Here is a 23,577-nt window from a genome sequence, read left to right on the forward strand (position 1 = left end):
TGATGTCATCCTGTTTAAAATTTTATTTTTATGAAATTTAGTTTCGCTGTAATTGTGTAAACACTTGGTCTAGACGTTGTGCATCTTTTATGCCAGGAGCCGATTCTACCCCAGAGTTAAAATCAAGCCCGATACAGCCTGTTTTAACTGCATCTAAACAGTTTTCACTATTAAGGCCACCAGCAAGTAATGCTTTTTCACGTATTGAGTTTGGAATTTTTTGCCAATTAAACGTTATTCCTGTACCGCCTGTGCCATTATCAAGTACATATTTATTAACGTGTGAAATGGGAGAAATATCATTGTGGATTGCCATATTTATTGCTTGCCAAATCTCACAGTTAGGTTGAATTTTTTGTCTAAGTTGCTCAATAAACTGAGCATCTTCTTGCCCATGTAATTGAATGGCAGATAAATTAAGTTTTTCAGCATAGTCACAAATAAGTGCAATGGGTTGGTTTTGAAAAACACCCACAAACGCTAAGGGGGCTTGTGTTATCAACGCTTGTGCTTGTGACAATGTCACTTTACGCGGGGATTTTTCTGCGAAAATCAATCCTGCATAATAAGCACCAGCTTCATAAACTGCTTTTACATCTTGTGTACGAGTTAACCCGCACACTTTATGCTTTCCCAAAACAAGCGCTCTCACCGCTTGGTCAATATTTTCTTGTGACATTAAGGCACTACCTACCAGAAAACCATTAGCATATTGACTTAACTCTTGGACTTGCTGGTGGGTATGAATACCAGATTCACTGATCACGATTGCATCTTTTGGTAATCCTTGGCTTAGTTGTTGAGTGCGCGCTAAATCAATAGAGAGATCACGCAAATCGCGATTATTAATACCAATAACTTTAGCATTAAGCTTAATTGCTCGCTGACGCTCTTCTTCTGTACTGACTTCGGTTAATACACCCATATTTAATTGATGAGCAACCGTCGATAGCGCGTGATATTGCTCATCATCTAAGACTGAGAGCATTAATAAGATGGCATCTGCTTGATAAAAACGTGCTAAATAGATTTGGTATTCATCAATAATAAAATCTTTGCACAAAACTGGCTGATGTACGGCTTGGCTGACTTGACGTAAATAATCAAAGCTCCCTTGAAAATATTTTTCATCGGTTAATACCGAAATTGCCGCGGCATAAGGCTGATAAATTTTAGCAATCGTTGCGGGATCAAAATCAGCACGAATTAATCCTTTTGAGGGCGATGCTTTTTTACATTCTAAAATAAAAACAGTATTAGGCTGAGTTAATGCCTGATAAAACGAGCGCGTTGATGGCACTATTTGATGCGAAAATTCTGATAATGGTTGGCTTGCTTTACGTGCAATCAGATATTCTGCTTTATCTTTTACAATGGCGTTTAATACGGTCATGTTTTTATCCTCTAGCTGCTAATGCAGTGACACGATTTATTGCTTTACCGCTATAAATGGCGTGCATGGCAACTTCAGTATTCATTTTTAAATCTTCTTGCCCATGTAAACGCATTAATAAAGCGACATTAGCTGCAACAGATTCGGTATGTGCTCTTTTTCCTTCACCTTGCAGTAAATCTGCCAATAATTGACGGTTAACTTCAGGTGTACCACCTTCCAAATCGGCCATTGAACAAGGACGAAGACCAAAATCGCTGGGTGTGAGTTCGTAACGTGTAATTTCACCATTACATAATTCAGCGACTTGAGTCGGAGCATGTAACGACACTTCATCCATACCACCACTGTGTACCACTGCGGCACGTTCATAACCCAATACTTTTAGTGTGTCTGCAATAGGCATTAATAACTCAGGACTATAAACACCAATTAATGCTAATGGTGGACGAGCTGGATTAATCAAGGGACCTAGTACGTTAAATAAGGTGCGTGTTTTTAGTTGCTGGCGCACAGGGGCTGCAAAACGAAAACCACTGTGATACTGCGGTGCGAATAAAAAGCAAAGTCCTACTTCATCTAATAATTGACGTGCATCATCTGCACTTCTATCTAATGGAATACCAAAAGCAGCGAGTAAATCGGATGAGCCTGAGCGACTAGATACGCTGCGGTTGCCATGTTTGGCAACTTTAATACCGACTTCTGCCGCTACGAATGCGCTAGCGGTTGATATATTGATGCTGTTTGCGCCATCACCACCAGTACCAACAATATCGCAAAAAGTGTAATCAGGACGAGGAAATGGCAGTGCATTTTCAAGTAATGCTCGTACAGCACCGGCGATTTCTTGTGGATGTTCACCACGCATTTTCATACTAATTAATACAGCGGCTAATTGTGATTCTGTTAATTCACCACGGATAATCGCGCTAAACAGAGTTTGGCTTTCTTCTAATGTTAACTGCTGCGCGCTAAATAATTTGTTGAAGATAGTTTCCATTTTATGCGTCTCCTTTAGGAGTTAATGCCCATGCGATTGTTTGTTCTAAAAGTTGTGCGCCTTTGGTGGTTAAAATTGATTCTGGATGAAACTGAAAACCACAGGTTTTATGTTGACGGTGACGCACCGCCATAACAGTGTTATCGCACCACGCATTGATAATAAGTTGTTCGGGAACGTGTTCTCCAGAAAGCGAATGATAGCGTGCAACAGGTAAAGGGTTGGGTAAATTAACAAACATCTCACTGTTATCATGTTCAGCCAATGTCGCTTTACCGTGTAAGATCTCTCCACATGAAGAAACTTTTCCACCGTAAGCTTCAATGATGGCTTGATGGCCTAAACAGATGCCAACGACAGGTAATGTACCGAGTACACGCTTCAATAGTTCAGGCATACAACCAGCTTGTGAAGGTGCGCCAGGCCCCGGAGATAACAATAAAATAGGGTTATCTAGTTCATGTAATTTCTGTTCAATAAAATCGGCAGTGACGCTATTACGATAAATGACGACGGTATTACCGAGGCTACGCAGTTGATCGACTAGGTTGTAGGTAAAAGAGTCGATGTTATCGAGAAGTAAGATAGTTGCCATTAGCAAGCCTCCTGCATTTGTACTTCTGTGTGAGCTTGCAAAATGGCATTAATTACAGCTTGTGATTTATTGCGGGTTTCTTCCGCTTCCATTTTGGGATCAGAATCGAGCACAATTCCAGCGCCAACTTGAATAGTAGCAATATTATTTTCAACATAAGCAGAGCGAATAACTATGCAAGTATCAAAATCACCAGCGCCAGTAAAATAACCAATGGCTCCACCATAGCTACCACGTTTCGTTTTTTCATAACGAGCAATTAATTGCATAGCACTGACTTTAGGGGCACCTGATAGTGTTCCCATATTCATACATGCTTGGTAAGCATGGAAAATATCTAAATCATCACGTAATTTACCTACCACTCTAGAGACTAAGTGCATCACAAAAGCATAACGATCAACTTTTGTTAGTTCCGCAACATAGCGACTGCCAGCTTGGCAAATACGAGCCAAATCATTACGCGCCAAATCAACTAACATTAAATGCTCTGAAAGTTCTTTGGTGTCAGTACGCATTTCTAGCTCAATGCGGCTGTCCAAATCTGCATTAATTGAACCATCGGCATTGCGTCCTCTAGGACGAGTTCCCGCAATAGGGTAAATTTCAATTTGGCGATCACTGGTTTGATATTTTAGTGCGCTTTCTGGTGATGCACCAAAAACAGTGAATAGAGCATCTTGCATATAAAACAGATACGGGCTTGGGTTTTTCTGTTTCAACACTTGATATGCAGCAAGTGGTGAAGGGCAAGCTACTTGAAAACGACGTGATGGCACGACTTGGAAAATATCACCACGACGAATATAGGTTTTCATCGCCTCAACGATATCACCATAGCCTTTATCGTCCATATTGGCGTGTATCGCTGAACCCTCTGCTGTTAAAGCGGGGCGAATAGGGTGTTTTAATGGTTGTTTAGCTAGCGAAATTAATTCGGTTTGTCGTAAAGTGAGGCGTTGACATTCTGTTTTATCATCAGTAAATGCAATAGAAACCAACTGGCTATCTTTATTTTGATGGTCGATCACGATTAATTGTTCAGCTAAATAAAAGCAATAATCAGGGCAAGAAAAATCACTTTCTAATTCAGGAATAGACTCAAATCCGCAGACTAAATCATACGCAAATAAGCCACCAACAAAGATAAAGTTTGCATCTTTAGTGTCTTTATTAACAAGAAAGAAACGTAACGCATCAAATACGCTAGCTGATTTTAATTTGCTTTCTTCATCAGTCTCTTGTGAAGGCGTTGCAAAATTAAAAACACACTGTTTGTCGCTCTCTAACGTTAAACTAGCTTTTTCTTTTAGTGCGATTTTTAATGCTGGCAATAACGCTTGCCCATTAACGCTTAATGCATCAATAGTGACTTGATTTTTTACTGCACTGATGCGTAATGCACTATCAACAATTAATAAGCTTTTTAAGTTTGCTTTAGTGTCGATTTGTGCAGATTCTAACAATAATGTGTAGTGTTGATTTTCACATAATGTATTGAAAAGCAAAGCTGGTTCGCTGTGATAAGGCAGTGGCGTTGCCTTGGTATTAAATGGGAATGCAAGTGATGTATTCATTGTTATCGCTCTATATTATTTTCTTTATTTACTGTTTTTAAAGCATAAAAAAACCCGCGTAGGCGGGTTTTAGATATCACTGACGTTAAGCCGGAGATCAAACCGCCCATAAAAGAGTGTTGCGCCACCAAAGAGCGATAAGATGTTGATTGATATTCATAAGATCTCCTTACAGCCAACGACAGATAAATAGAAAGTGAACTAGCTCGTGTTGCGTACTAGTAAACTGGATTGCGTTAGGTTCGTCAAGTACTTTATGGCATACTCTTTAAAAATTATTATCTTGCTAAGGTAAAAAGGGAGACGTGATGACTGAAGGGCTATCTGATTTAAGAGTGATTTATGATTTACACAGCCACACTACCGCGTCAGATGGCGAGCTTTCACCAGAAGAACTGGTTGATAGAGCGATAGAGCGTCAAATTAATGTTTTAGCGATCACGGATCACGATACAACAGCGGCCATTGCACCTGCTAACCATTATATTACAGAAAAAAATCTGCCTCTTACTCTGATATCAGGTGTCGAAATATCGACTTTGTGGGAGAATATAGAAATCCATATTGTTGGATTAAATATGGATATCGACCATAACGCGATGAAATCGCTCCTTTCATCACAAAGTCAATGTCGTGAAACACGTGCGATAATGATAGGTGAGCGATTAGAAAAAGCAGGTATTGCCAATGCTTTTGAAGGTGCTAAAGCGCTAGCGCATGGTGGGCAAGTAACAAGAGGGCATTTTGCTCGCTTTTTAGTGAATGACGGACATGTTGCCTCAGTTAATAAAGTATTTAAACGTTATTTAGCGAAAGGAAAAACGGGCTATGTACCCCCGCAATGGTGCTCGATCGGTGACGCTGTCACAGCAATTCATGCTGCTGGTGGTGTTGCAGTGTTAGCACATCCGGGCCGATATGGTCTATCTTCTAAATGGTTAAAACGATTAACACTTTATTTTAAACAACAAGGTGGTGATGCAATCGAAGTGGCACAATGCCAACAACCACCACAAGAACGGGAACAACACGCAGCATTAGCTCAATCTTATGAGTTAAAAGCTTCGTTAGGTTCTGATTTTCATCGTCCTTGCTCGTGGATAGAGTTGGGGCGTAATTTATGGTTACCCGGTGGCGTTGAACCAGTTTGGTCGCTATGGCAGGAGTAACATTAGATATTCGTTGAGGGATGTATGAGCCAACTTTTTTATATTCACCCTGATAATCCGCAGGCTCGTTTAATTGAACAAAGTGCTGATATTTTACGCAAAGGCGGAGTGGTGATTTATCCAACAGATTCTGGCTATGCTATTGGCTGTTGCTTAGAAAATAAAGATGCAATGACGCGGATTTGTCGTATTCGTCAATTAGATAAAAACCATAATTTCACACTGATGTGTCGCGATCTATCAGAAATCGCTAATTACGCTTATGTTGATAACGTGGTATTTCGATTAATAAAAAATAACACTCCAGGTAATTACACCTTTATCTTAAAAGCGACTAAAGATGTACCAAAACGTTTGATGAATGATAAACGTAAGACGATTGGTTTACGTGTTCCTTCTAATCCTATTGCATTAGCATTGTTAGAAAATATTGGTGAGCCATTGATGTCAACTAGTCTGATTTTACCAGGTAATGATTTTGCAGAGTCTGATCCTGAAGAAATCAACGATTTATTAAGCAAACAAGTGGATTTAGTGATCCATGGTGGCTATTTAGGTCAAAAGCCTACAACAGTCATTGATTTAACAGAAGATAGCCCGGTGATAATCCGAGAAGGCACTGGAGATATTACTCCATTTCAGTAAATGATTTGGCCGATTAAACTAAATATCGATCCGATAGACGCATAATAAAGAAATTTATCGTGAGATAAAGAGATAAAAGGTGAAGGGATTTACCGCTTGTGTTAAATTTATACATTGCGATAAAAATCACGGTGTTTGTTTTTAACATCGGTTATGTCAATGAGCGTTTTCGTTGAAACGCTACTATACATAACAAAAAGAAGTAAAACCGTCATGCTATTTTATCGAGACTATTTATCACAATGTTGATGTGAAAAGCATCAACATTGTTCACTATTGAATCAATAAGCCTATGTTTATGAGTGAATTTAATAAACATGGGTTATTTTTTACTTAATTGATTTTTTAAAAATTAATTCTATTTTTATGACGCCTGTGAAGGCGACACATGAGGTTGTTTCATGAGCGATAAATCGCAACGTACTGAAAAATTACAAAAAATTCTGGCTCGTTCTGGCCACGGCTCTCGTCGTGAGATTGAGGGTTACCTTCAAGAAGGACGTATCAGCATTGATGGTACAAAAGCAAAATTAGGTGATCGTATTGATGTCACCACAACAGCAAAAATCCGCTTAGATGGTCGTATTTTAAATATTCGCGAAGCCCAAAAAGATGTTTGTCGAGTGTTAGCGTATTACAAACCTGAAGGTGAACTGTGCACTCGTAGTGACCCACAAGGCCGTCCTACCGTTTTCCAACGTCTTCCTCGTCTTAACAGTGCTCGCTGGATCGCTGTTGGTCGTCTTGATGTGAATACCAGTGGATTATTGTTATTTACAACAGATGGTGAATTAGCTAACCGTTTAATGCACCCAAGCCGTGAGGTTGAACGTGAATATGCAGTTCGTGTTTTCGGTGAAATTGATGACGCTAAAATTCGTCAATTAACTCGTGGTGTGCAATTAGAAGATGGCCCAGCATCATTTCGCTCTGTTTCTTATCGTGGTGGTGAAGGGATTAACCAATGGTACAACGTTTCACTGACAGAAGGCCGTAACCGCGAAGTTCGCCGTATGTGGGAAGCTGTTGGTGTTCAAGTAAGTCGTCTTATTCGTGTTCGCTATGGTGATATTGATTTACCTAAAGGCTTACCACGCGGTGGTTGGGTAGAACTTGGATTAGAGCAGATTAACTACTTGCGTCAACTGGTTGAATTAAATGATGAGACAGTAACAAAAGTGGCGGTAGAAAAAGACCAACGTCGAATTAAAGCAAATCAAATTCGTCGTGCGGTTAAGCGTCATACTAAAATATCAGCTCGTACCTCTACGTCACCTGCAAAAAGAGCGTCAAGTCGTCGTCAGTCAGCTGGAAATAATAAGTAGTTTTCGAATAATTATTTATTAATTTAAATTAAAATATCATTTTTCATTAAGAGGCAACCAATAAACATTGGGAGCCTCTTTTTTGATGACTTTATTTTTATTATAAATATATCTATGATAGTTATATTGTTTCCACGATATAAATTGATATTTAACGATAAGGTATTCAAAATAATATGTATCGTTATTTTTATTTGATAGCAGCATTATATATAACCTCTTTAGTCACGGGGTGTGATTATCCCGCAATAAGAGAAAAGCAAAATGGTGTTTTCTACATCAGTAATAACCAATTAGAACTTTTAGAGTTTAAAATTGATAATATTAAATTTGTAATGGGAAAAGGTGAAGTAAAAAAAATCAAACTAAATAATGGTGAACATGTACTTGTTGATGGGCAAGGCAAACAAAGTATATTTATGGTTTATCCGGGAAATCGGGGCGGCATAATTAATCCTAATAGGGATATATATTATAGTTTTACAGCATTATTTAAACAAGAATATACTCCATCTGAAGAGATGCACATAGAGGAGCGTACTGTATGGGTAAATGGTATACTTTTAAGAGGTGCGATAAATAGCTCAGATTCTCTCTTTATTGATAATAATATATTTAATTGTGATATTCCAATCGATGAATCATTACCTACTTATTTATCTGATTGGGAAGGTAATGAAAAAGTAAATGTGTTGACCAAATGTTTTACAAAAAATGATTTCCATCAATATATTATTAAGTTTCCCTATGGTATTAAATTTTATTCAGAGCGTGATTTATTAACCCAATATAAAGCAGAAAACCAATTTAACTGGATCGATGAAAATAATACACGAACAGATAGTTTATCTCCGTTAGAAGCTAACTTTAGTTTCAGTGATGAAAACTTAATGAAAGAGGCAATAAGTATCCACGAAATAGTTAAAAAATATTTAACATCGAGAAACTCTACTGAAAGAATATTATTTTATGATGAGTATCATAAACATATTATGAAGATGGCAATACTCTATGATCAACAAATAAGAAGACATATTTTTGTTGATAGAGAGATGTATTTAGATTTTATTAAAAAAAATGGACGCATATTTGGTGCGGGTATTTTAGGAGAGCCCATTCTTATGTAATGTTTAGATTGCGCTTGTTACTCAGAGTTACCAATCTATGCCTTGTTGTGCTTTTATCCCACTATCAAAAGCATGTTTGACAGGACGCATTTCTGTCACCGTATCAGCTAACTCAATTAATTTTCTATGGCAGCCTCTCCCTGTAATAATAATGTTTTGGTGCGCAGGGCGAGAGCTAATCGCTGAAATAACCTCATCTAATGGTAAATAGTTAAAGCTAATCATATAGGTAATTTCATCAAGGATAACTAAATCATACTCTGGGTTGTTAAGCAGTTTGAGTGCATATTGCCATGTATTTAAGCAAGCAGTTGTATCAGTACTTTTATCTTGAGTTTCCCAAGTAAAGCCTGTCTCCATGACATAAAAAGGCACACCAAATTGTTCTAATAAATTACGTTCACCGTTCTCCCATGTTCCTTTAATAAATTGCACAACACCGACTTTTTTTTGATGACCAACAGCACGTGTCGCTGTGCCCATCGCTGCCGTCGTTTTACCTTTACCATTACCTGTAAATATCATCAAAATACCTTGTTCTCTTTGAGCTTGCTCAATTCGGGTATCTACTTTCTCTTTTAAACGTTGTTGGCGTTTTTGGTGTTGTGCATCATTCATTTTTGACCTCGAGTTTATGTTATTCAGCAGGGCCGGCTTTGCGACCTGGTTGGGCATCTAAAGATTGTCCTTTTACATCGATGCTGTCATCACTCATCAAGTAGAGATATAACGGCATTAAGTCTTTAGGTGTTTTTAGCTTTTGTGCATTTTCATCAGGAAACGCACTGGCTCTCATTGCGGTACGAGTGCCACCAGGATTAATGCAGTTAATTCGTAAGGTGCTATCGTTATATTCTTCATTGAGTACCTGCATAAAGCCTTCTGTTGCGAATTTGGAAACAGAATAAGCGCCCCAACCGTAACGACCTTGGCGCCCGACGCTGGATGTGGTGAGAATAAGACTTGCATGAGGGGCTTTTAGCATTAAAGGTAACAGTGCTTTAGTCAGCATGAATGTCGCGTTGACGTTAACTTGCATAACATCATGCCAAAGGTTACTTGGTTGATTAATGATTGGTTCAACAACACCTAGCAGACCTGCATTTTGTAGCACACCATCAAGGTGAGGAAAGCGTTTAACAAGCGTATCAGCAAATTGCTGAAAATCATTTTCAGTTGCTGTAAGTAAATCAAGGGGATACAACATTGGTTGTTGTCCTCCTGATGTAATGATTTCTTCTTGAACATCTTCAAGTTTTGATAAAGTACGGCCTAATAAGATAAGTGTTGCGCCATATTGCGCATAAGTTAGTGCGGCTTCTTTTCCTATGCCATCACCAGCACCAGTTACTAGAATAATTTTATCTTTTAGCACGCTATGATCCGGTTGATATTGCAACATATTGATGTCCTGTCTAGTAAAAAGTAAATAAAGTGTAACGTCTTATTTGTCTAGCGACCAGTTTAGTCTAGTTTTTTGTTTACAATTTATGGCTATTTTCTTTATGGTATCGCCCATAATTATGCCTTTGTGACTAGCGCTAAAGCAGAATTTCGTTAAACTAGGCATATTGGTTTTAGTCAGTGTTATTAACCTTAAAAAGAGGTCTTTGTGGAGTATATTTTACAATATGGACTGTTTTTAGCAGAGATCGCCACGGTTGTCGTGGCTATTATCGCTATTGTGTTGTTTTTTATCGTTATTGGAAATAAGAAGCAAAATCGAAAAGGCACGTTAAAAGTGACAGATCTTGCTGAAGCTTATGAAGAAAAACAGCGGGTAATGCAACAAGCGAGAATGGATGATGCTGAATTAAAGGTCTGGTACAAAGCGTTTAAAAAACAGCAGAAAAAAGAAAATAAACAAAGTAAAAACAATGCGAAAGAAGGTAAGAAAGGCGTTGTAAAACCTTGTTTATATGTTCTTGATTTCAATGGTAGTATGGATGCGCATGAAGTAGGTGCATTACGTGAAGAGATCAGTGCCATTCTTTCTGTTGCCCAAACCAGTGATGAAGTTTTACTCCGTTTAGAAAGCCCAGGTGGCATGGTTCATGGATATGGGCTAGCTGCTGCGCAATTAACACGTTTAAAAGAAAAAGGCATTAAACTTACTGCGGTTGTCGATAAAGTCGCCGCAAGTGGTGGATATATGATGGCCTGTGTGGCTGATAAAATCGTCGCAGCACCTTTTGCGATTATTGGCTCAATTGGTGTCGTTGCTCAAATCCCTAACATTCACCGATTGCTTAAGAAAAATGATATTGATGTTGAGTTACATACTGCTGGTGAATATAAACGTACATTAACTTTGTTGGGTGAAAACACAGAAGAAGGTCGTGAGAAATTTAAACAAGATTTAAATGAAACACACTTGTTATTTAAATCTTTTGTACATAAATACCGCCCTCAACTTGATATTGATAGTGTCGCGACTGGAGAATATTGGTACGGCACAGAAGCATTGAATAAAGGCTTAATTGATGAAGTTGGTGTGAGTGATGACTGGTTAATTAATCACATTAACGACTATGAAGTCTTTTCTGTTCAATATGTTCTTAAAAAGAAAATGGTTGAACGTGTTACGGGGGGTGCAATGGAAAGCGTTGATAAATTGATGATGCGCTGGGTTCAAAGAAGTAAAAAACCATTGCTATAACCCAAACGAGTACACAAGATTAAGCTTTATTTAGCGATACCGAGAATTTAAAACTTAAAGCTTGGTATCGCTGTTATTTTCCCTTCTTGTTTATCAACACTTCTTGAATTTTTCAAACCGCTATTTTGATGTCTTATTGGCAAATCGTATTGCAATAAGGCAAAAAAAAGCCAGTGAAGTATTCACTGGCAATCAAAGAAATAATTGATATTGCTTAACAACAACAGGGTAAATATTTCCTCTTTCTAGGAGGTGCCAATATAGCGGTAAAAACAAAATAAAAATAATTGATATTACTGATTATATTAATAGGTAGGTATAATCATAAACATCAGAAAACAATAAATCGCCTTCCTTTTTTGCATTTTTATTCTTTGTATGTGATTTTTTATGCCAGTTATTTTTTTGAAAAAGCAATAACTGGCAAGTAACGTCTCTTTCTCGATAGTGAGATTAAGTGTGAAATAATCCTAACGGCGATTATTCTAAATGATACTTATCTGATAACACATGTGCTAAATGCTTAAACATATTAAAAGCCGCAGTGCTTTTTGCTGTAGGTAAACCTTGCTCATCTAAAAAAAATTCGCCTTTAAATACGAGGACATTACCTTTTTGTTCAACAGAATCTGCATGCATACCTTGTAAATAATCTTCATGTTCACATATGATTTTATTCGCTTTTTCAAGTAGCATCTCTGTTGTAATCGGTGTAGTTTGTGTTGACATAATTTGTGCTCCTTAGAAAAATAATTTGTTGCGCCTCACTTTTTATCAGGTAGAGTGTGGCATTTTTAAAAGCTTAGCTACGCTATATGTAGCAAATATAATTTGCCCGTTGCCCGATCAAAGCAGTGAGGTGATTAAAATACCTCAAAAAAAGTAATGAGTTTTGAGCTCAAACAAAAGCTTTGAATAAAAACAGGTTGATATATTGCAAAACTAACGCAATATAAAAAAGAGATTTTAAACATTTTTTTAGTTGAGGGTATTAAACAATACCGTCATAACAAAGTTTAATTAGGTAAAGGTAATTATGGGTAAAGCTCTTGTAATCGTGGAGTCCCCGGCAAAAGCCAAAACGATCAATAAATATCTTGGCAATGACTACGTAGTTAAATCTAGCGTGGGTCACATTCGTGATTTGCCCAAGAGTGGTTCTGGCAGCCAGAAGAGCGAAAACTCATCCGCCACGAAAGGCGTGAAAAAAGTTAAAAAGGATGAGAAATCAGCCTTAGTCAGCCGTATGGGAATCGATCCCTATAACGGATGGAATGCGAACTATCAAATTCTACCCGGCAAAGAAAAGGTTGTGGCTGAACTAAAAGCATTGGCTGATAAAGCTGATCATGTCTATCTCGCAACGGACCTTGACCGCGAAGGAGAAGCTATCGCGTGGCATTTGCGCGAAGTTATCGGCGGTGATGATGAAAGATTTAGTCGAGTGGTTTTTAACGAAATCACGAAAAATGCTATTACACAAGCTTTCCAAACTCCAGGTGAGTTAAATATAGACCGCGTTAACGCGCAACAAGCACGTCGTTTTATGGATCGTGTTGTGGGCTATATGGTTTCACCTTTACTTTGGAAAAAAGTCGCTCGTGGATTATCTGCGGGTCGAGTGCAATCTGTCGCTGTTCGTCTATTGGTTGAACGTGAGCGTGAGATTAAAGCCTTTGTTCCTGAAGAATATTGGCAGTTACACGCATCATTATTAACACCTGATGAACAACCATTGCGTATGGAAGTCACGCATTATAATGATAAAGCCTTCAATCCTGTTTCATCTGATGAAACACAGGTTGCGGTTAATGTATTAAAAAATGCAACCTTCACAGTAAAAGATCGTGAAGATAGACCAACATCAAGCAAACCAAGTGCACCACTTATCACATCAACTTTACAACAAGCGGCAAGTACGCGTTTAAGTTTTGGTGTGAAAAAGACAATGATGCTAGCTCAACGCCTTTATGAAGCTGGTTATATTACCTATATGCGTACTGACTCGACTAACTTAAGTCAGGATGCAATTCAAATGGCGCGTGATTATATCAGTGAGCAATTTGGTGCTAAGTATTTGCCGAAAGAGCCAAATGTTTATTCGAGCAAAGAAAATTCGCAAGAAGCGCACGAAGCTATTCGTCCTTCGGATATCAACGTTATCGCAGAATCTTTAAAAGATATGGATAACGATGCCAAACGATTATATCAACTAATTTGGAACCAATTTGTGGCGTGTCAAATGACACCAGCAAAATATGATTCAACGACATTAACAGTCGAATCAGGTGATTATAAATTACGTGCTAAAGGTCGTACTCTACGTTTTGCAGGTTGGACGAAAGTGATGCCAGCAATGCGTAATAAAGATGAAGATAAGACGTTGCCGGCTGTTGATGTTGGCGCAAAACTTGCTTTAGTTGAATTAGAACCAACTCAACACTTTACTAAGCCACCAGCACGTTTTAGTGAAGCTACGTTAGTTAAAGAATTAGAAAAACGCGGTATTGGTCGTCCTTCAACTTATGCGTCTATTATTTCCACTATTCAAGATCGTGGTTATGTAAAAGTTGAAAATCGCCGTTTTTATGCAGAAAAAATGGGTGAAATTGTTACTGATCGCTTAGAAGAGAATTTTAGCGATTTAATGAATTACGATTTCACTGCGCAAATGGAAGATCACCTCGACCATGTTGCGAATAATGAAGAAAATTGGAAAGCGGTATTAGATGCGTTTTTCTCAGATTTTAGTCAGCAACTCGAAGTGGCTGAAAAAGATCCTGAAGAAGGCGGAATGCGACCAAACCCAATGGTTATTACCTCAATTGAATGTCCGACATGTTCTCGTCATATGGGAATTCGAACGGCAACAACGGGGGTGTTCTTAGGTTGCTCAGGTTACGCATTGCCACCAAAAGAACGTTGTAAACAGACTATTAACCTTATCCCTGAAGATGAATTATTGAATATTCTTGAAGGGGAAGATGCAGAAACTAACGCATTACGTGCACGTCGTCGTTGTCCGAAATGTGGTACTGCAATGGACAGCTATCTGATTGACACGCATCGTAAATTACATGTTTGTGGTAATAATCCGGCATGTGATGGTTATGAAGTCGAAGAGGGTGAATTCCGCTTAAAAGGTTACGAAGGGCCTGTCATAGAGTGTGATAAATGTGGCTCTGAAATGCATCTGAAAATGGGGCGTTTTGGTAAATACATGGGTTGCACCAATGATGAATGTAAAAATACCCGTAAAATCTTAAAAAGTGGTGAAATTGCGCCACCGAAGGAAGATCCTGTACCGCTTCCTGAGTTGCCGTGTGAAAAATCTGATGCGTATTTTGTCTTACGTGATGGTGCTGCGGGTGTATTCTTAGCCGCAAATACCTTCCCTAAATCAAGAGAAACGCGCGCACCAAAAGTAGAAGAATTGGTTCGCTTTAAAGACAGATTAGCAGAGAAAATGCGTTATTTAGCTGAAGCGCCTGTGGCTGATCCAGAAGGAAATCCAACTATTGTGCGGTTTAGTCGTAAAACTAAACAACAATATGTTTCTTCTGAAAAAGATGGCAAAGCAACGGGTTGGTCTGCGTTTTATATCGATGGTAAATGGGTTGAAAAAACCAAATAACATTGGTATCACTCGATAAATAAAAAAGCGACTAATGAGAGTTAGTCGCTTTTTTTGTATGAAGAAGATATGCTAATTAATGTACATTGAAACAGTATAAGTGGTTAATTTCTATTTGTCTGATATTTTACTTTGCTAATAATAAGACGGAGATACTATGAAACTGATGCCTTTGTTACTCTCTAGTTTACTCTTCACCTCAGTGGCGAGTGCAGCCACATTAGATGTCACGTTGAAAGAAGCGCTTCCTACAGGTGCAGGTAACGATATTGGTGTTGTTACCATCACAGAAACCGATTATGGGCTGTTATTTACGCCAAAATTGACAGGATTAACCCCCGGTGTGCATGGTTTTCATATTCATGCTAATGGCTCTTGTGAGCCAGATATGAAAGAGGGTAAACCGGTTCCTGCTTTAAAAGCGGGTGGTCATTTAGATCCTGAAAAAACGGGGGTTCATTTGGGGCCTTATAATAATGAAGGGCACTTAGGTGATTTACCTGGATTGGTTGTTAATGATAAAGGTGTTGCTGATTACGCAGTATTAGCGCCAAAATTAACTAAACTTGAGCAAGTGAAAGATAAAGCCATAATGGTGCATGTCGGTGGTGATAACTATTCGGATAATCCAGAAGCGCTTGGCGGTGGTGGTGCAAGAATGGCATGCGGTGTAATTAAATAATTTAAAGCCATTATTGTTCTAGAATAAAAGCTGACATTTAGTCAGCTTTTTTTATGCTTATTTATAGCTTATAACCATTCGATATAACAAAACCTAAATAACCCTATTAATTACGTTAGACCGAAATGAAATAAGTGATATAGTGGTTATATATTACATCTTTATTATTCTTTTTAGTTATATGAATATAAATAGAATAACGGAATAATAAGTCTTTTGTTGAAGGGATAGCCTCTCTATGAAATTACAACAGTTGCGTTATATCGTTGAAGTGGTGAATAACGATTTAAATGTATCAACCACGGCAGAGCGTTTGTATACATCTCAACCGGGGATAAGTAAGCAGATCCGTATGTTAGAAGATGAATTAGGTATACAAATATTTTCTCGTAGTGGTAAACATTTAACGCATGTAACACCCGCAGGTGAAGAGATTGTTAGGCTGTCTAGAGAAATCTTGTCAAAAACAGAAGCCATTCGCTCTGCAGCAGGGGAACATACTTATCCGGATAGAGGCTCACTGTCTATTGCAACAACACATACTCAAGCTCGTTATGTATTGCCACCTGTGATAAAAGGCTTTATTGAGCGTTATCCTGATGTTTCATTACATATGAATCAAGGTTCACCAACACAAATAGCTGAAGATGTTTGCAGAGGTAAAAGTGATTTCGCTATTGCGACAGAGTCACTGCATCTTTATAACGATTTAGTGATGCTACCTTGTTATCGATGGAATCGTATTGTGGTGGTTCCTAAAGATCATCCTTTGGCACAAAAAAGAGAAGTCACACTGAAAGAGCTTGCTGGTTACGACATCGTGACTTATACCCAAGGTTTTACAGGGCGTTCTGATCTTGATGATGCTTTTGGCCAAGTAGGTTTAAAACCTAAAATTGTTTTCACTGCAACAGATGCTGATGTCATTAAAACGTATGTAAGATTGCATTTAGGTATTGGTGTAATTGCTAGTATGGCGTTTGATCCTGTGCTAGACAGTGATTTAGTGGCGATTGATATGCGCGATAAGTTTAGCTACAGCACAACGAAAATTGCGTTCCGTCGCAGTGGTTTCTTACGTGGTTATATGTATGATTTTATGTGGCGTTTTGCCCCACATCTAACTCGTAATTTAATTGAACAAGCAGTTACATTGCGAACACATGAAGAAATTGAAGAGCTATTTAAAGATATTGAATTGCCATTAGTTTAATACTGAAAGGCGGGTAATTCCCGCCTTCAAGCGTAATCATCAATCTTAACCCCGCATAACTTATTTCAAATAAAAATCCCCACTAAAAAAAGCGTCTGATTTTGTAATTCTTAGTTGACGATATTTATTTAAAAAATCATAAAACTGTTGATTAATTTCCGGATCATCCAGTGCATTAGCATCAAAGATAGAGGTGATCGTGCTGTACTCTAAAGACACAGTAAATTTACGTCCAATACAACTGGCAAGGAGCATTTTTGCTGATTGATATGAAAAACGTAAGCTCAGGATTTTTAACTTAGGTACAAAAATAAGGTGGTTGTTATGATTAAGGATCTCGGTCACTCCTGCAACGGTTATTGTTTGATAACTATCTAATGATTGTCGTAATCCAATTTCTATTTTTTGGCCTTGAGTACGTAAAAAATCAATAAACTCACTTAAAGCAGGTGAGGTGGCATTAATCGCTGTACCGAGTAATAACTGAATAAAAGCTTGAGCAACCGAAAGATCAAATGTCTGTTTGTGGAGATTTTTTGTTTCCACCTTATTTTGTCCTAAAAGAGGAAGATGATTCAGCGTCTCTAACCAATGTTCAGGACGATAATAGGCTTCGTTGTCTTCCTTTTTTAATGCGGCAAGATGGTTCGCTATGATAGAAATAAGTCCAATTTGAATATTTTTAAGTTTTAACATTTTTTCTATTTCAAATTCTTCAAACAATTTTGGTGAGGCGATAATAAATTGCACCAAGCCTTCAGTATCTTTTAGATTTTGAGAATGTAATGAGTTTATCGATAAAGTTTGCGGAAAAGGGGGCGTGATAGGTTCAGCAAAGTAATGATCGGCACTCATTATATTCTTTAGTAACTCAGATTGTTTATTATTCATAAATTTTATCCTTTCACAGTTGTTATACCTCCGTTATTAAATCCTAATTAGATGAAAACCTTGAGACTAAAATTTATTAACACTATGACGGCCATAACATTACGTTAACAAATTGTGTGATCCTTAAGCCAAATTATAAGTTATATGATATGTTTAATAGATAACCTTACCTATTTTGATGGTTTAAACATGCTGTCAGTATAAAAATAAGAAGGAGGAGCTATGTCGTTACACTTGAAAAAAGAGAGTCATTCCACGCTCTTAGTTGGATCACGTGAATATGAGTATTACCGCCTTACTGAAGTTGCTCGTCAATTAGGTGATATTACCCGTCTTCCTAAATCTCTGAAGGTACTGTTAGAAAATTTAGTACGTTATCTCGACAATGATACGGTAGTTGAAGATGATATTAAGGCGTTAGTTGATTGGCAAAAAACTGCTCATGCATCTCGTGAAATAGCTTATCGACCAGCAAGGGTTTTAATGCAGGATTTTACCGGTGTGCCTGCTGTTGTTGACTTAGCCGCAATGCGAGAAGCAGTAAAATCATTGGGCGGACAGGTGGAAAAGGTTAATCCATTGTCGCCCGTTGATTTAGTTATCGATCACTCTGTGATGGTTGATGAATACGCAAGTAAAAATGCATTTGCTGAAAACGTTGAAATAGAAATGGAACGCAATTATGAACGTTACCTTTTCTTGCGTTGGGGGCAGCAATCATTTGAGCGTTTTCGTGTTGTGCCACCAGGAACAGGGATTTGCCATCAGGTAAACCTTGAGTATTTAGGTAAAGCTATCTGGTCTGAAGAAAAAGATGGTCGCTATGTAGCTTATCCAGATACCTTAGTAGGAACAGATTCTCACACAACCATGATTAATGGCCTCGGTGTTTTAGGTTGGGGGGTTGGAGGTATTGAAGCTGAAGCAGCAATGTTAGGTCAGCCTATTTCAATGCTTATTCCTGATGTTGTTGGTTTTAAACTGACAGGCAAACTGCGAGAAGGTATTACAGCAACAGATCTTGTGCTTACTGTCACCCAAATGTTACGAGCCCACGGTGTAGTAGGAAAATTTGTTGAGTTTTACGGAGATGGTTTAGCCTCATTACCTTTAGCTGATCGGGCAACAATAGCTAATATGTCGCCAGAATACGGAGCAACATGTGGCTTTTTCCCAATAGACAATATTACGCTTGATTATTTGCGTTTAACTGGGCGAGAAGAGCAAGAAATTGCTTTAGTTGAAGCTTATAGTAAAGAACAAGGTTTATGGCGTCATACAGGTGATGAGCCTATCTTCACCTCTACATTATCTCTTGATATGGGAACCGTTGAAGCAAGCCTAGCTGGACCTAAACGTCCTCAAGATAGAGTAAATTTAGCAAGTGTTCCTAATGCATTTAAAGCGGCAGTGGAGCTTGAAACAAACAAGAAACCACTTTCACACTTTCCTGAAGTAAAAATTGATAATTATCCTGAATTTAAACTCACTGATGGCGCTGTCGTTATTGCCGCAATCACATCCTGTACAAATACTTCAAATCCAAATGTCTTAATGGCTGCGGGGTTACTGGCTAAAAATGCAGTAGAAAAAGGATTGCAACGTAAGCCTTGGGTTAAATCCTCTTTAGCACCCGGCTCTAAAGTCGTCACAGATTACCTTAATTTAGCGGGATTAACGCCTTATCTTGATGAGTTAGGTTTTAATCTTGTGGGTTACGGTTGTACTACTTGTATTGGTAATTCAGGGCCTTTATTAGCGCCAATTGAAAGCGCAATTAAAGACAATGATTTAACTATTGCAGCGGTATTATCAGGTAATCGTAACTTTGAAGGTCGTATCCATCCATTAGTGAAAACCAACTGGTTAGCTTCGCCTCCGCTAGTGGTTGCTTATGCATTGTCAGGAAATATGAGTATCGATCTTACTAAAGAGCCTTTAGGTAAAGATAAGCAGGGTAACCCTGTTTACTTAAAAGATATTTGGCCTGACAGTAAGGCTATTGCGGATGCTGTTGAAAAAGTGAAAACGGAGATGTTCCATAAAGAGTACTCTGCGGTGTTTGAGGGAGATGAAACATGGAAATCACTGAAAACACAAAATACGCCAGTTTATACTTGGCAGGCAGATTCTACTTATATTCGTCATCCACCTTTCTTTAAAGGAATGACGAAAACGCCAGCACCAATTAATGATATTCATCAAGCCAGTATCTTGGCAATTTTAGGTGATTCGGTAACAACTGACCATATTTCACCTGCTGGAAACATTAAAGCCGATAGTCCCGCAGGGCGTTATTTGCGTGAACATGGGGTAGAACCGAAAGATTTTAACTCCTACGGCTCTCGACGTGGTAATCATGAAGTTATGATGCGAGGCACCTTTGCCAATATTCGTATTCGTAATGAAATGGTTCCGGGAATTGAAGGTGGTTTTACCAAACATATTCCAACAGGGGAAACGTTAGCAATTTATGATGCTGCAATGCGTTATCAGCAAGAAAACACCCCACTGGCGATCATTGCAGGGAGTGAGTATGGTTCAGGCTCTAGCCGTGACTGGGCAGCAAAAGGAACGCGTTTATTAGGTGTTCGTGTCGTGATTGCGGGCTCTTTTGAGCGTATTCATCGTTCTAACTTGATTGGTATGGGTGTTTTACCGTTAGAATTCCCCGCAGGTGTTACACGTCAAACATTAGGCTTAAAAGGTGATGAGAAAATTGAGATCACCGGACTTAATGCATTAACACCAGGCCAAGATGTCGCGGTTAATATTACTTTTGCGGATAATCGCACTGAAACTATTATGGCGCGTTGCCGTATTGATACACAAACCGAACTCGCTTATTTCCAACACGGTGGCATATTACATTATGTTATTCGTAATATGCTGTAATTCGTTTTACGGTTTAATCTAAAAACAAACGCCTCATTATAAAAGTTTAATGAGGCGTTTGTTTAGGTAGTTTAAGTGGAGTATGTCATAAGAAAAGCTAATAAATTTTACCAACCTTGAACTGCGCCACCATTAAAAATGGTTTCGGCGGCTGTTGCAACTTCGGGAGATTGATAAGCTTTGATAAAATCACGTACATTATCAGCGTCTTTATTATCTTCTCTTGCCACAATAATATTGGTGTAAGGTGAGTTTTTATCTTCAATAAAAATACTGTCTTTTGTCGGAGATAAATTAATTTGTTGGATGTAGGTGGTGCTAATAATGGCAACGGTGACTTTAGGATCGTTTAACACTCGTGGTAATTGTGCGCCTTCTAGCTCCATAATTTTTAATTTAAGAGGATTATCAATAATATCAATAGCCGTAGGTAATAAGCCACTATTTGGTTTTAATGTGATAAGTTTTTCTTTATCTAATAACAGTAAAGCTCGGCCCAAATTGGTTGGATCGTTAGGAACTGCAATGGTGTCACCAGACTTTAACTCAGAAGGGTGTTTAATTTTTGTTGAATAGCCAGCCATAGGGAAAACAAAGGTATTGCCCACAGCCACTAAATTATAACCACGAGATTGATTATCTTGAGCAAGAAAAGGACGATGTTGAAAAACATTAGCATCTAATTCTTTATTCGCTGTGGGATCATTTGGTAATAATGAGCCACTAAAACCTACTAACTCAACCTCTAAGCCATATTTTTCTTTAGCCACTTTTTTGGCAATTTCAGCCACATCTTGTTCAGCACCATTGATCACACCAACTTTGATTGAATAGCTGTTTTTATCGTTATTATCACATCCTGTTAATAATGTTCCTACTAATAATAGCGCGCTGAAAATCCTACCAGAAAAATGTAATGGCATAATGCATTCCTATCAAAATTTATTTATTAATAAATAACTTAGGAACCGATAGAGAGTCAATGAAATCGCATATGATAAATTTTCACATGATATAATTTAATGATAAAAAAGGTGTAAAATCAGATGTAAGAAAAGAAAAATAGATAAAGAATTAATTTATAAAGTAATAGAATAAAAGGAATAAATAGAAAATCCGAGCAACTTAGACTCGGATTTGAAAATAATTAATGCTGTGCTGTTACTTTATTATTGCGCTTTCTTAAATAAAAGATGGCCCATTTTATCGGCTTTAGTATCAAGATAATGAGCATTACTTGGATTACGCCCGACAATCAAAGGAACTCGCTCGATAACATTAATGCCTGCGGTTTTCATGATTTCAATTTTTTTCGGATTATTGGTTAATAACCGCACTTCATGAACACCTAATAGATTATACATGTCAGCACAAAGGGTAAAATCGCGTTCGTCAGCTTTAAAACCTAATTCGAGGTTTGCTTCAACGGTATCTAATCCTTTATCTTGTAATGCGTAAGCTCTTATTTTATTCAGTAAACCAATATTCCGGCCTTCTTGGCGATGATAAAGTAAGACACCACGGCCTGCTTTGCTTATTTGTGAAAGTGCAGCTTCAAGTTGGAAGCCACAATCACAACGCAAACTAAATAAGGCATCACCCGTTAAGCATTCTGAATGAATACGAGATAATACAGGTTCTGAGCCTGAGATATCGCCATAGACTAGGGCGACGTGATCTTTACCTGTTGCGATTTCTTCAAAACCGACCATTAAAAACTCACCAAAAGGAGTAGGTAGTTTTGCTTCTGCGATACGTCTTAATTTCATTATTTTTGACTCATAATTTCAGGTGAAACTCTCGTTCAAGATTATACACTTTATAACGAGAACAAAGAGAAATAAAACACTGAAATGTTTCCATGTCTGATAGGCAAGGAAATGGGTTAACACACACTTATAAATTCACACCACCACAAATTATCAGATTTTGAGCCTTAGTGCATAATGATTTATTGCTAAACGAGCATCGTTTATACTGATAAACTTCAAAGATAAACGAAAGACAGTATTTGTATTTGAGAAGGGTAGATATTTGAATAAGAAGATAACAATATTAATTTTATTAGGCAGTATATTGCTCTTGAGCATACCTAGTGTAGTGTTAATGCTGGGTTGGCAATGGCAACCGACTGACCATCCTTTAGGGGGAATAAGCACATTGTGGATAGCAGACAGTGCAGCTAAACCTTGGGGAGCCATTAGTGTTATTGTGTTTTTAGTATTACTGTTTATGGCTTTAAAATTAAAACGTAATAACTTTATTCAATTAGCCGTGATAATTATTGCGACCTTAGCCGTTGGGCAATTAATTAAGGTTGCAGTTAAAAATACAGTCAAAGAACCTCGTCCTTATGTTATTTGGGTCAGTAGCAATTTACACATTACATCAGAGGAATTTTATCAAGTTTCAAGATCAGAGCGGGAACAATTGCTCCAAAATGGATTGGCAAATTCTCCTGTGATCCCAGGATGGCAACTTAAACATTGGAAAGCGGAAACCGGTTATGCTTTTCCATCAGGGCATAGCTTATTTGCAGCAACACTCGCCTTGTTTGTTTTTGTCCTTTTTATGTTGTGCCGTCATTATTTTTTGGCAACACTCGGGTTATTATGGGGAATCGATGTCACTGTAGGGCGTATTGTGTTGGGAATGCACTGGGCATCCGATGTGATTGTAGGTATTCTTATTAGTACTGTGCTGGTTTGGTGTGCATTTAAGGTGATTGAGCGACGTTTATTACTCAAATCCTGACGATAGCCCTTATTT

18 protein-coding genes and 1 pseudogene are annotated in these 23,577 nt (G+C 38.1%); 10 read left to right on the top strand and 9 right to left on the bottom strand.

The window, feature by feature from the left end; translation table 11 throughout:
* Positions 1–37: 37 nt before the first annotated feature.
* From trpCF to ABN256_RS00820, 3 genes and pseudogenes are all read right to left on the bottom strand, one after another.
* Positions 38–1,393, bottom strand: coding sequence for a bifunctional indole-3-glycerol-phosphate synthase TrpC/phosphoribosylanthranilate isomerase TrpF (gene trpCF, locus ABN256_RS00810; RefSeq protein ID WP_349438919.1), 1,356 nt, complete (start codon positions 1,391–1,393; stop codon positions 38–40).
* A gap of 4 nt (positions 1,394–1,397) precedes the next feature.
* Positions 1,398–2,991, bottom strand: a pseudogene (gene trpD / locus ABN256_RS00815) (bifunctional anthranilate synthase glutamate amidotransferase component TrpG/anthranilate phosphoribosyltransferase TrpD).
* Positions 2,991–4,568, bottom strand: a complete 1,578-nt coding sequence (locus ABN256_RS00820; protein WP_196553115.1) for an anthranilate synthase component 1 — start codon at positions 4,566–4,568, stop codon at positions 2,991–2,993. The pseudogene trpD and the gene ABN256_RS00820 overlap by 1 nt, the downstream one beginning before the upstream one ends.
* A gap of 308 nt (positions 4,569–4,876) precedes the next feature.
* On the opposite strand from ABN256_RS00820, the gene rnm reads away from it, so the two are divergent.
* The 4 genes from rnm to ABN256_RS00840 all read left to right on the top strand — a co-directional run bounded on the left by rnm (position 4,877) and on the right by ABN256_RS00840 (position 8,834).
* Positions 4,877–5,737 carry an RNase RNM gene (gene rnm, locus ABN256_RS00825; RefSeq protein WP_072067996.1) on the top strand — a complete coding sequence of 287 codons (861 nt, stop codon included), beginning with the start codon at positions 4,877–4,879 and terminating at the stop codon, positions 5,735–5,737.
* A 24-nt stretch (positions 5,738–5,761) separates the two neighbouring features.
* Positions 5,762–6,382 carry an L-threonylcarbamoyladenylate synthase gene (locus tag ABN256_RS00830; protein ID WP_072067997.1) on the top strand — a complete coding sequence of 207 codons (621 nt, stop codon included), beginning with the start codon at positions 5,762–5,764 and terminating at the stop codon, positions 6,380–6,382.
* A gap of 401 nt (positions 6,383–6,783) precedes the next feature.
* Positions 6,784–7,707 carry a 23S rRNA pseudouridine(2605) synthase RluB gene (gene rluB / locus ABN256_RS00835; protein WP_036937111.1) on the top strand — a complete coding sequence of 308 codons (924 nt, stop codon included), beginning with the start codon at positions 6,784–6,786 and terminating at the stop codon, positions 7,705–7,707.
* 176 nt (positions 7,708–7,883) lie between these two features.
* Entirely contained in the window at positions 7,884–8,834 is a 951-nt protein-coding gene (locus ABN256_RS00840; protein ID WP_196553114.1) for a hypothetical protein, read from the top strand.
* Positions 8,835–8,861: 27 nt separating this feature from the next.
* Here ABN256_RS00840 and cobO read toward each other — a convergent pair whose 3' ends face one another.
* Together cobO and ABN256_RS00850 are read right to left on the bottom strand one after the other, a co-directional pair.
* On the bottom strand, positions 8,862–9,452 hold the full coding sequence (gene cobO, locus ABN256_RS00845) for a cob(I)yrinic acid a,c-diamide adenosyltransferase (RefSeq protein WP_349438921.1): 591 nt from the start codon (positions 9,450–9,452) through the stop codon (positions 8,862–8,864).
* 19 nt (positions 9,453–9,471) lie between these two features.
* On the bottom strand, positions 9,472–10,233 hold the full coding sequence (locus ABN256_RS00850) for a YciK family oxidoreductase (RefSeq protein WP_176694681.1): 762 nt from the start codon (positions 10,231–10,233) through the stop codon (positions 9,472–9,474).
* Positions 10,234–10,446: 213 nt separating this feature from the next.
* On the opposite strand from ABN256_RS00850, the gene sohB reads away from it, so the two are divergent.
* Positions 10,447–11,493, top strand: a complete 1,047-nt coding sequence (gene sohB, locus ABN256_RS00855) for a protease SohB (RefSeq protein ID WP_349438923.1) — start codon at positions 10,447–10,449, stop codon at positions 11,491–11,493.
* Positions 11,494–11,973: 480 nt separating this feature from the next.
* Here the strand turns inward: sohB and ABN256_RS00860 are convergent, their stop codons facing one another.
* Positions 11,974–12,222: a YciN family protein gene (locus tag ABN256_RS00860; RefSeq protein ID WP_072068001.1), complete on the bottom strand. Its 249-nt coding sequence runs from the start codon at positions 12,220–12,222 to the stop codon at positions 11,974–11,976.
* Positions 12,223–12,529: 307 nt separating this feature from the next.
* Here ABN256_RS00860 and topA point away from each other — a divergent pair, with 307 nt between their 5' ends.
* From topA to cysB, 3 genes are all read left to right on the top strand, one after another.
* Positions 12,530–15,127 carry a type I DNA topoisomerase gene (gene topA / locus ABN256_RS00865; protein WP_349438925.1) on the top strand — a complete coding sequence of 866 codons (2,598 nt, stop codon included), beginning with the start codon at positions 12,530–12,532 and terminating at the stop codon, positions 15,125–15,127.
* 157 nt (positions 15,128–15,284) lie between these two features.
* Complete coding sequence (gene sodC / locus ABN256_RS00870; protein WP_349438927.1) at positions 15,285–15,809, top strand: superoxide dismutase [Cu-Zn] SodC; 525 nt, start codon at positions 15,285–15,287, stop codon at positions 15,807–15,809.
* Positions 15,810–16,047: 238 nt separating this feature from the next.
* On the top strand, positions 16,048–17,022 hold the full coding sequence (gene cysB / locus ABN256_RS00875; RefSeq protein WP_072068003.1) for an HTH-type transcriptional regulator CysB: 975 nt from the start codon (positions 16,048–16,050) through the stop codon (positions 17,020–17,022).
* A 60-nt stretch (positions 17,023–17,082) separates the two neighbouring features.
* On the opposite strand, the gene ABN256_RS00880 is transcribed toward cysB, so the two are convergent.
* Complete coding sequence (locus tag ABN256_RS00880; RefSeq protein WP_349438929.1) at positions 17,083–17,913, bottom strand: Evf family palmitoylated virulence factor; 831 nt, start codon at positions 17,911–17,913, stop codon at positions 17,083–17,085.
* A 222-nt stretch (positions 17,914–18,135) separates the two neighbouring features.
* Between ABN256_RS00880 and acnA the strand changes: the two genes are divergently transcribed.
* The gene (acnA, locus tag ABN256_RS00885; RefSeq protein ID WP_196553109.1) at positions 18,136–20,808 is read left to right on the top strand and encodes an aconitate hydratase AcnA; all 2,673 of its coding nucleotides are present in this window, start codon (positions 18,136–18,138) and stop codon (positions 20,806–20,808) included.
* 107 nt (positions 20,809–20,915) lie between these two features.
* Here the strand turns inward: acnA and nlpA are convergent, their stop codons facing one another.
* Both nlpA and ribA read right to left on the bottom strand, forming a co-directional pair.
* Positions 20,916–21,731, bottom strand: coding sequence for a lipoprotein NlpA (nlpA, locus tag ABN256_RS00890; protein ID WP_196553108.1), 816 nt, complete (start codon positions 21,729–21,731; stop codon positions 20,916–20,918).
* A 246-nt stretch (positions 21,732–21,977) separates the two neighbouring features.
* The gene (gene ribA, locus ABN256_RS00895; protein ID WP_072068007.1) at positions 21,978–22,577 is read right to left on the bottom strand and encodes a GTP cyclohydrolase II; all 600 of its coding nucleotides are present in this window, start codon (positions 22,575–22,577) and stop codon (positions 21,978–21,980) included.
* 265 nt (positions 22,578–22,842) lie between these two features.
* On the opposite strand from ribA, the gene pgpB reads away from it, so the two are divergent.
* Positions 22,843–23,562 (top strand): phosphatidylglycerophosphatase B, encoded by a 720-nt coding sequence (pgpB, locus tag ABN256_RS00900; protein ID WP_164526288.1) that lies wholly within the window; start codon positions 22,843–22,845, stop codon positions 23,560–23,562.
* The last annotated feature ends 15 nt before the right edge of the window (positions 23,563–23,577 follow it).

The organism is Proteus sp. fly-1008 (genome assembly GCF_040140305.1).
Lineage (GTDB): Bacteria > Pseudomonadota > Gammaproteobacteria > Enterobacterales > Enterobacteriaceae > Proteus > Proteus vulgaris_B.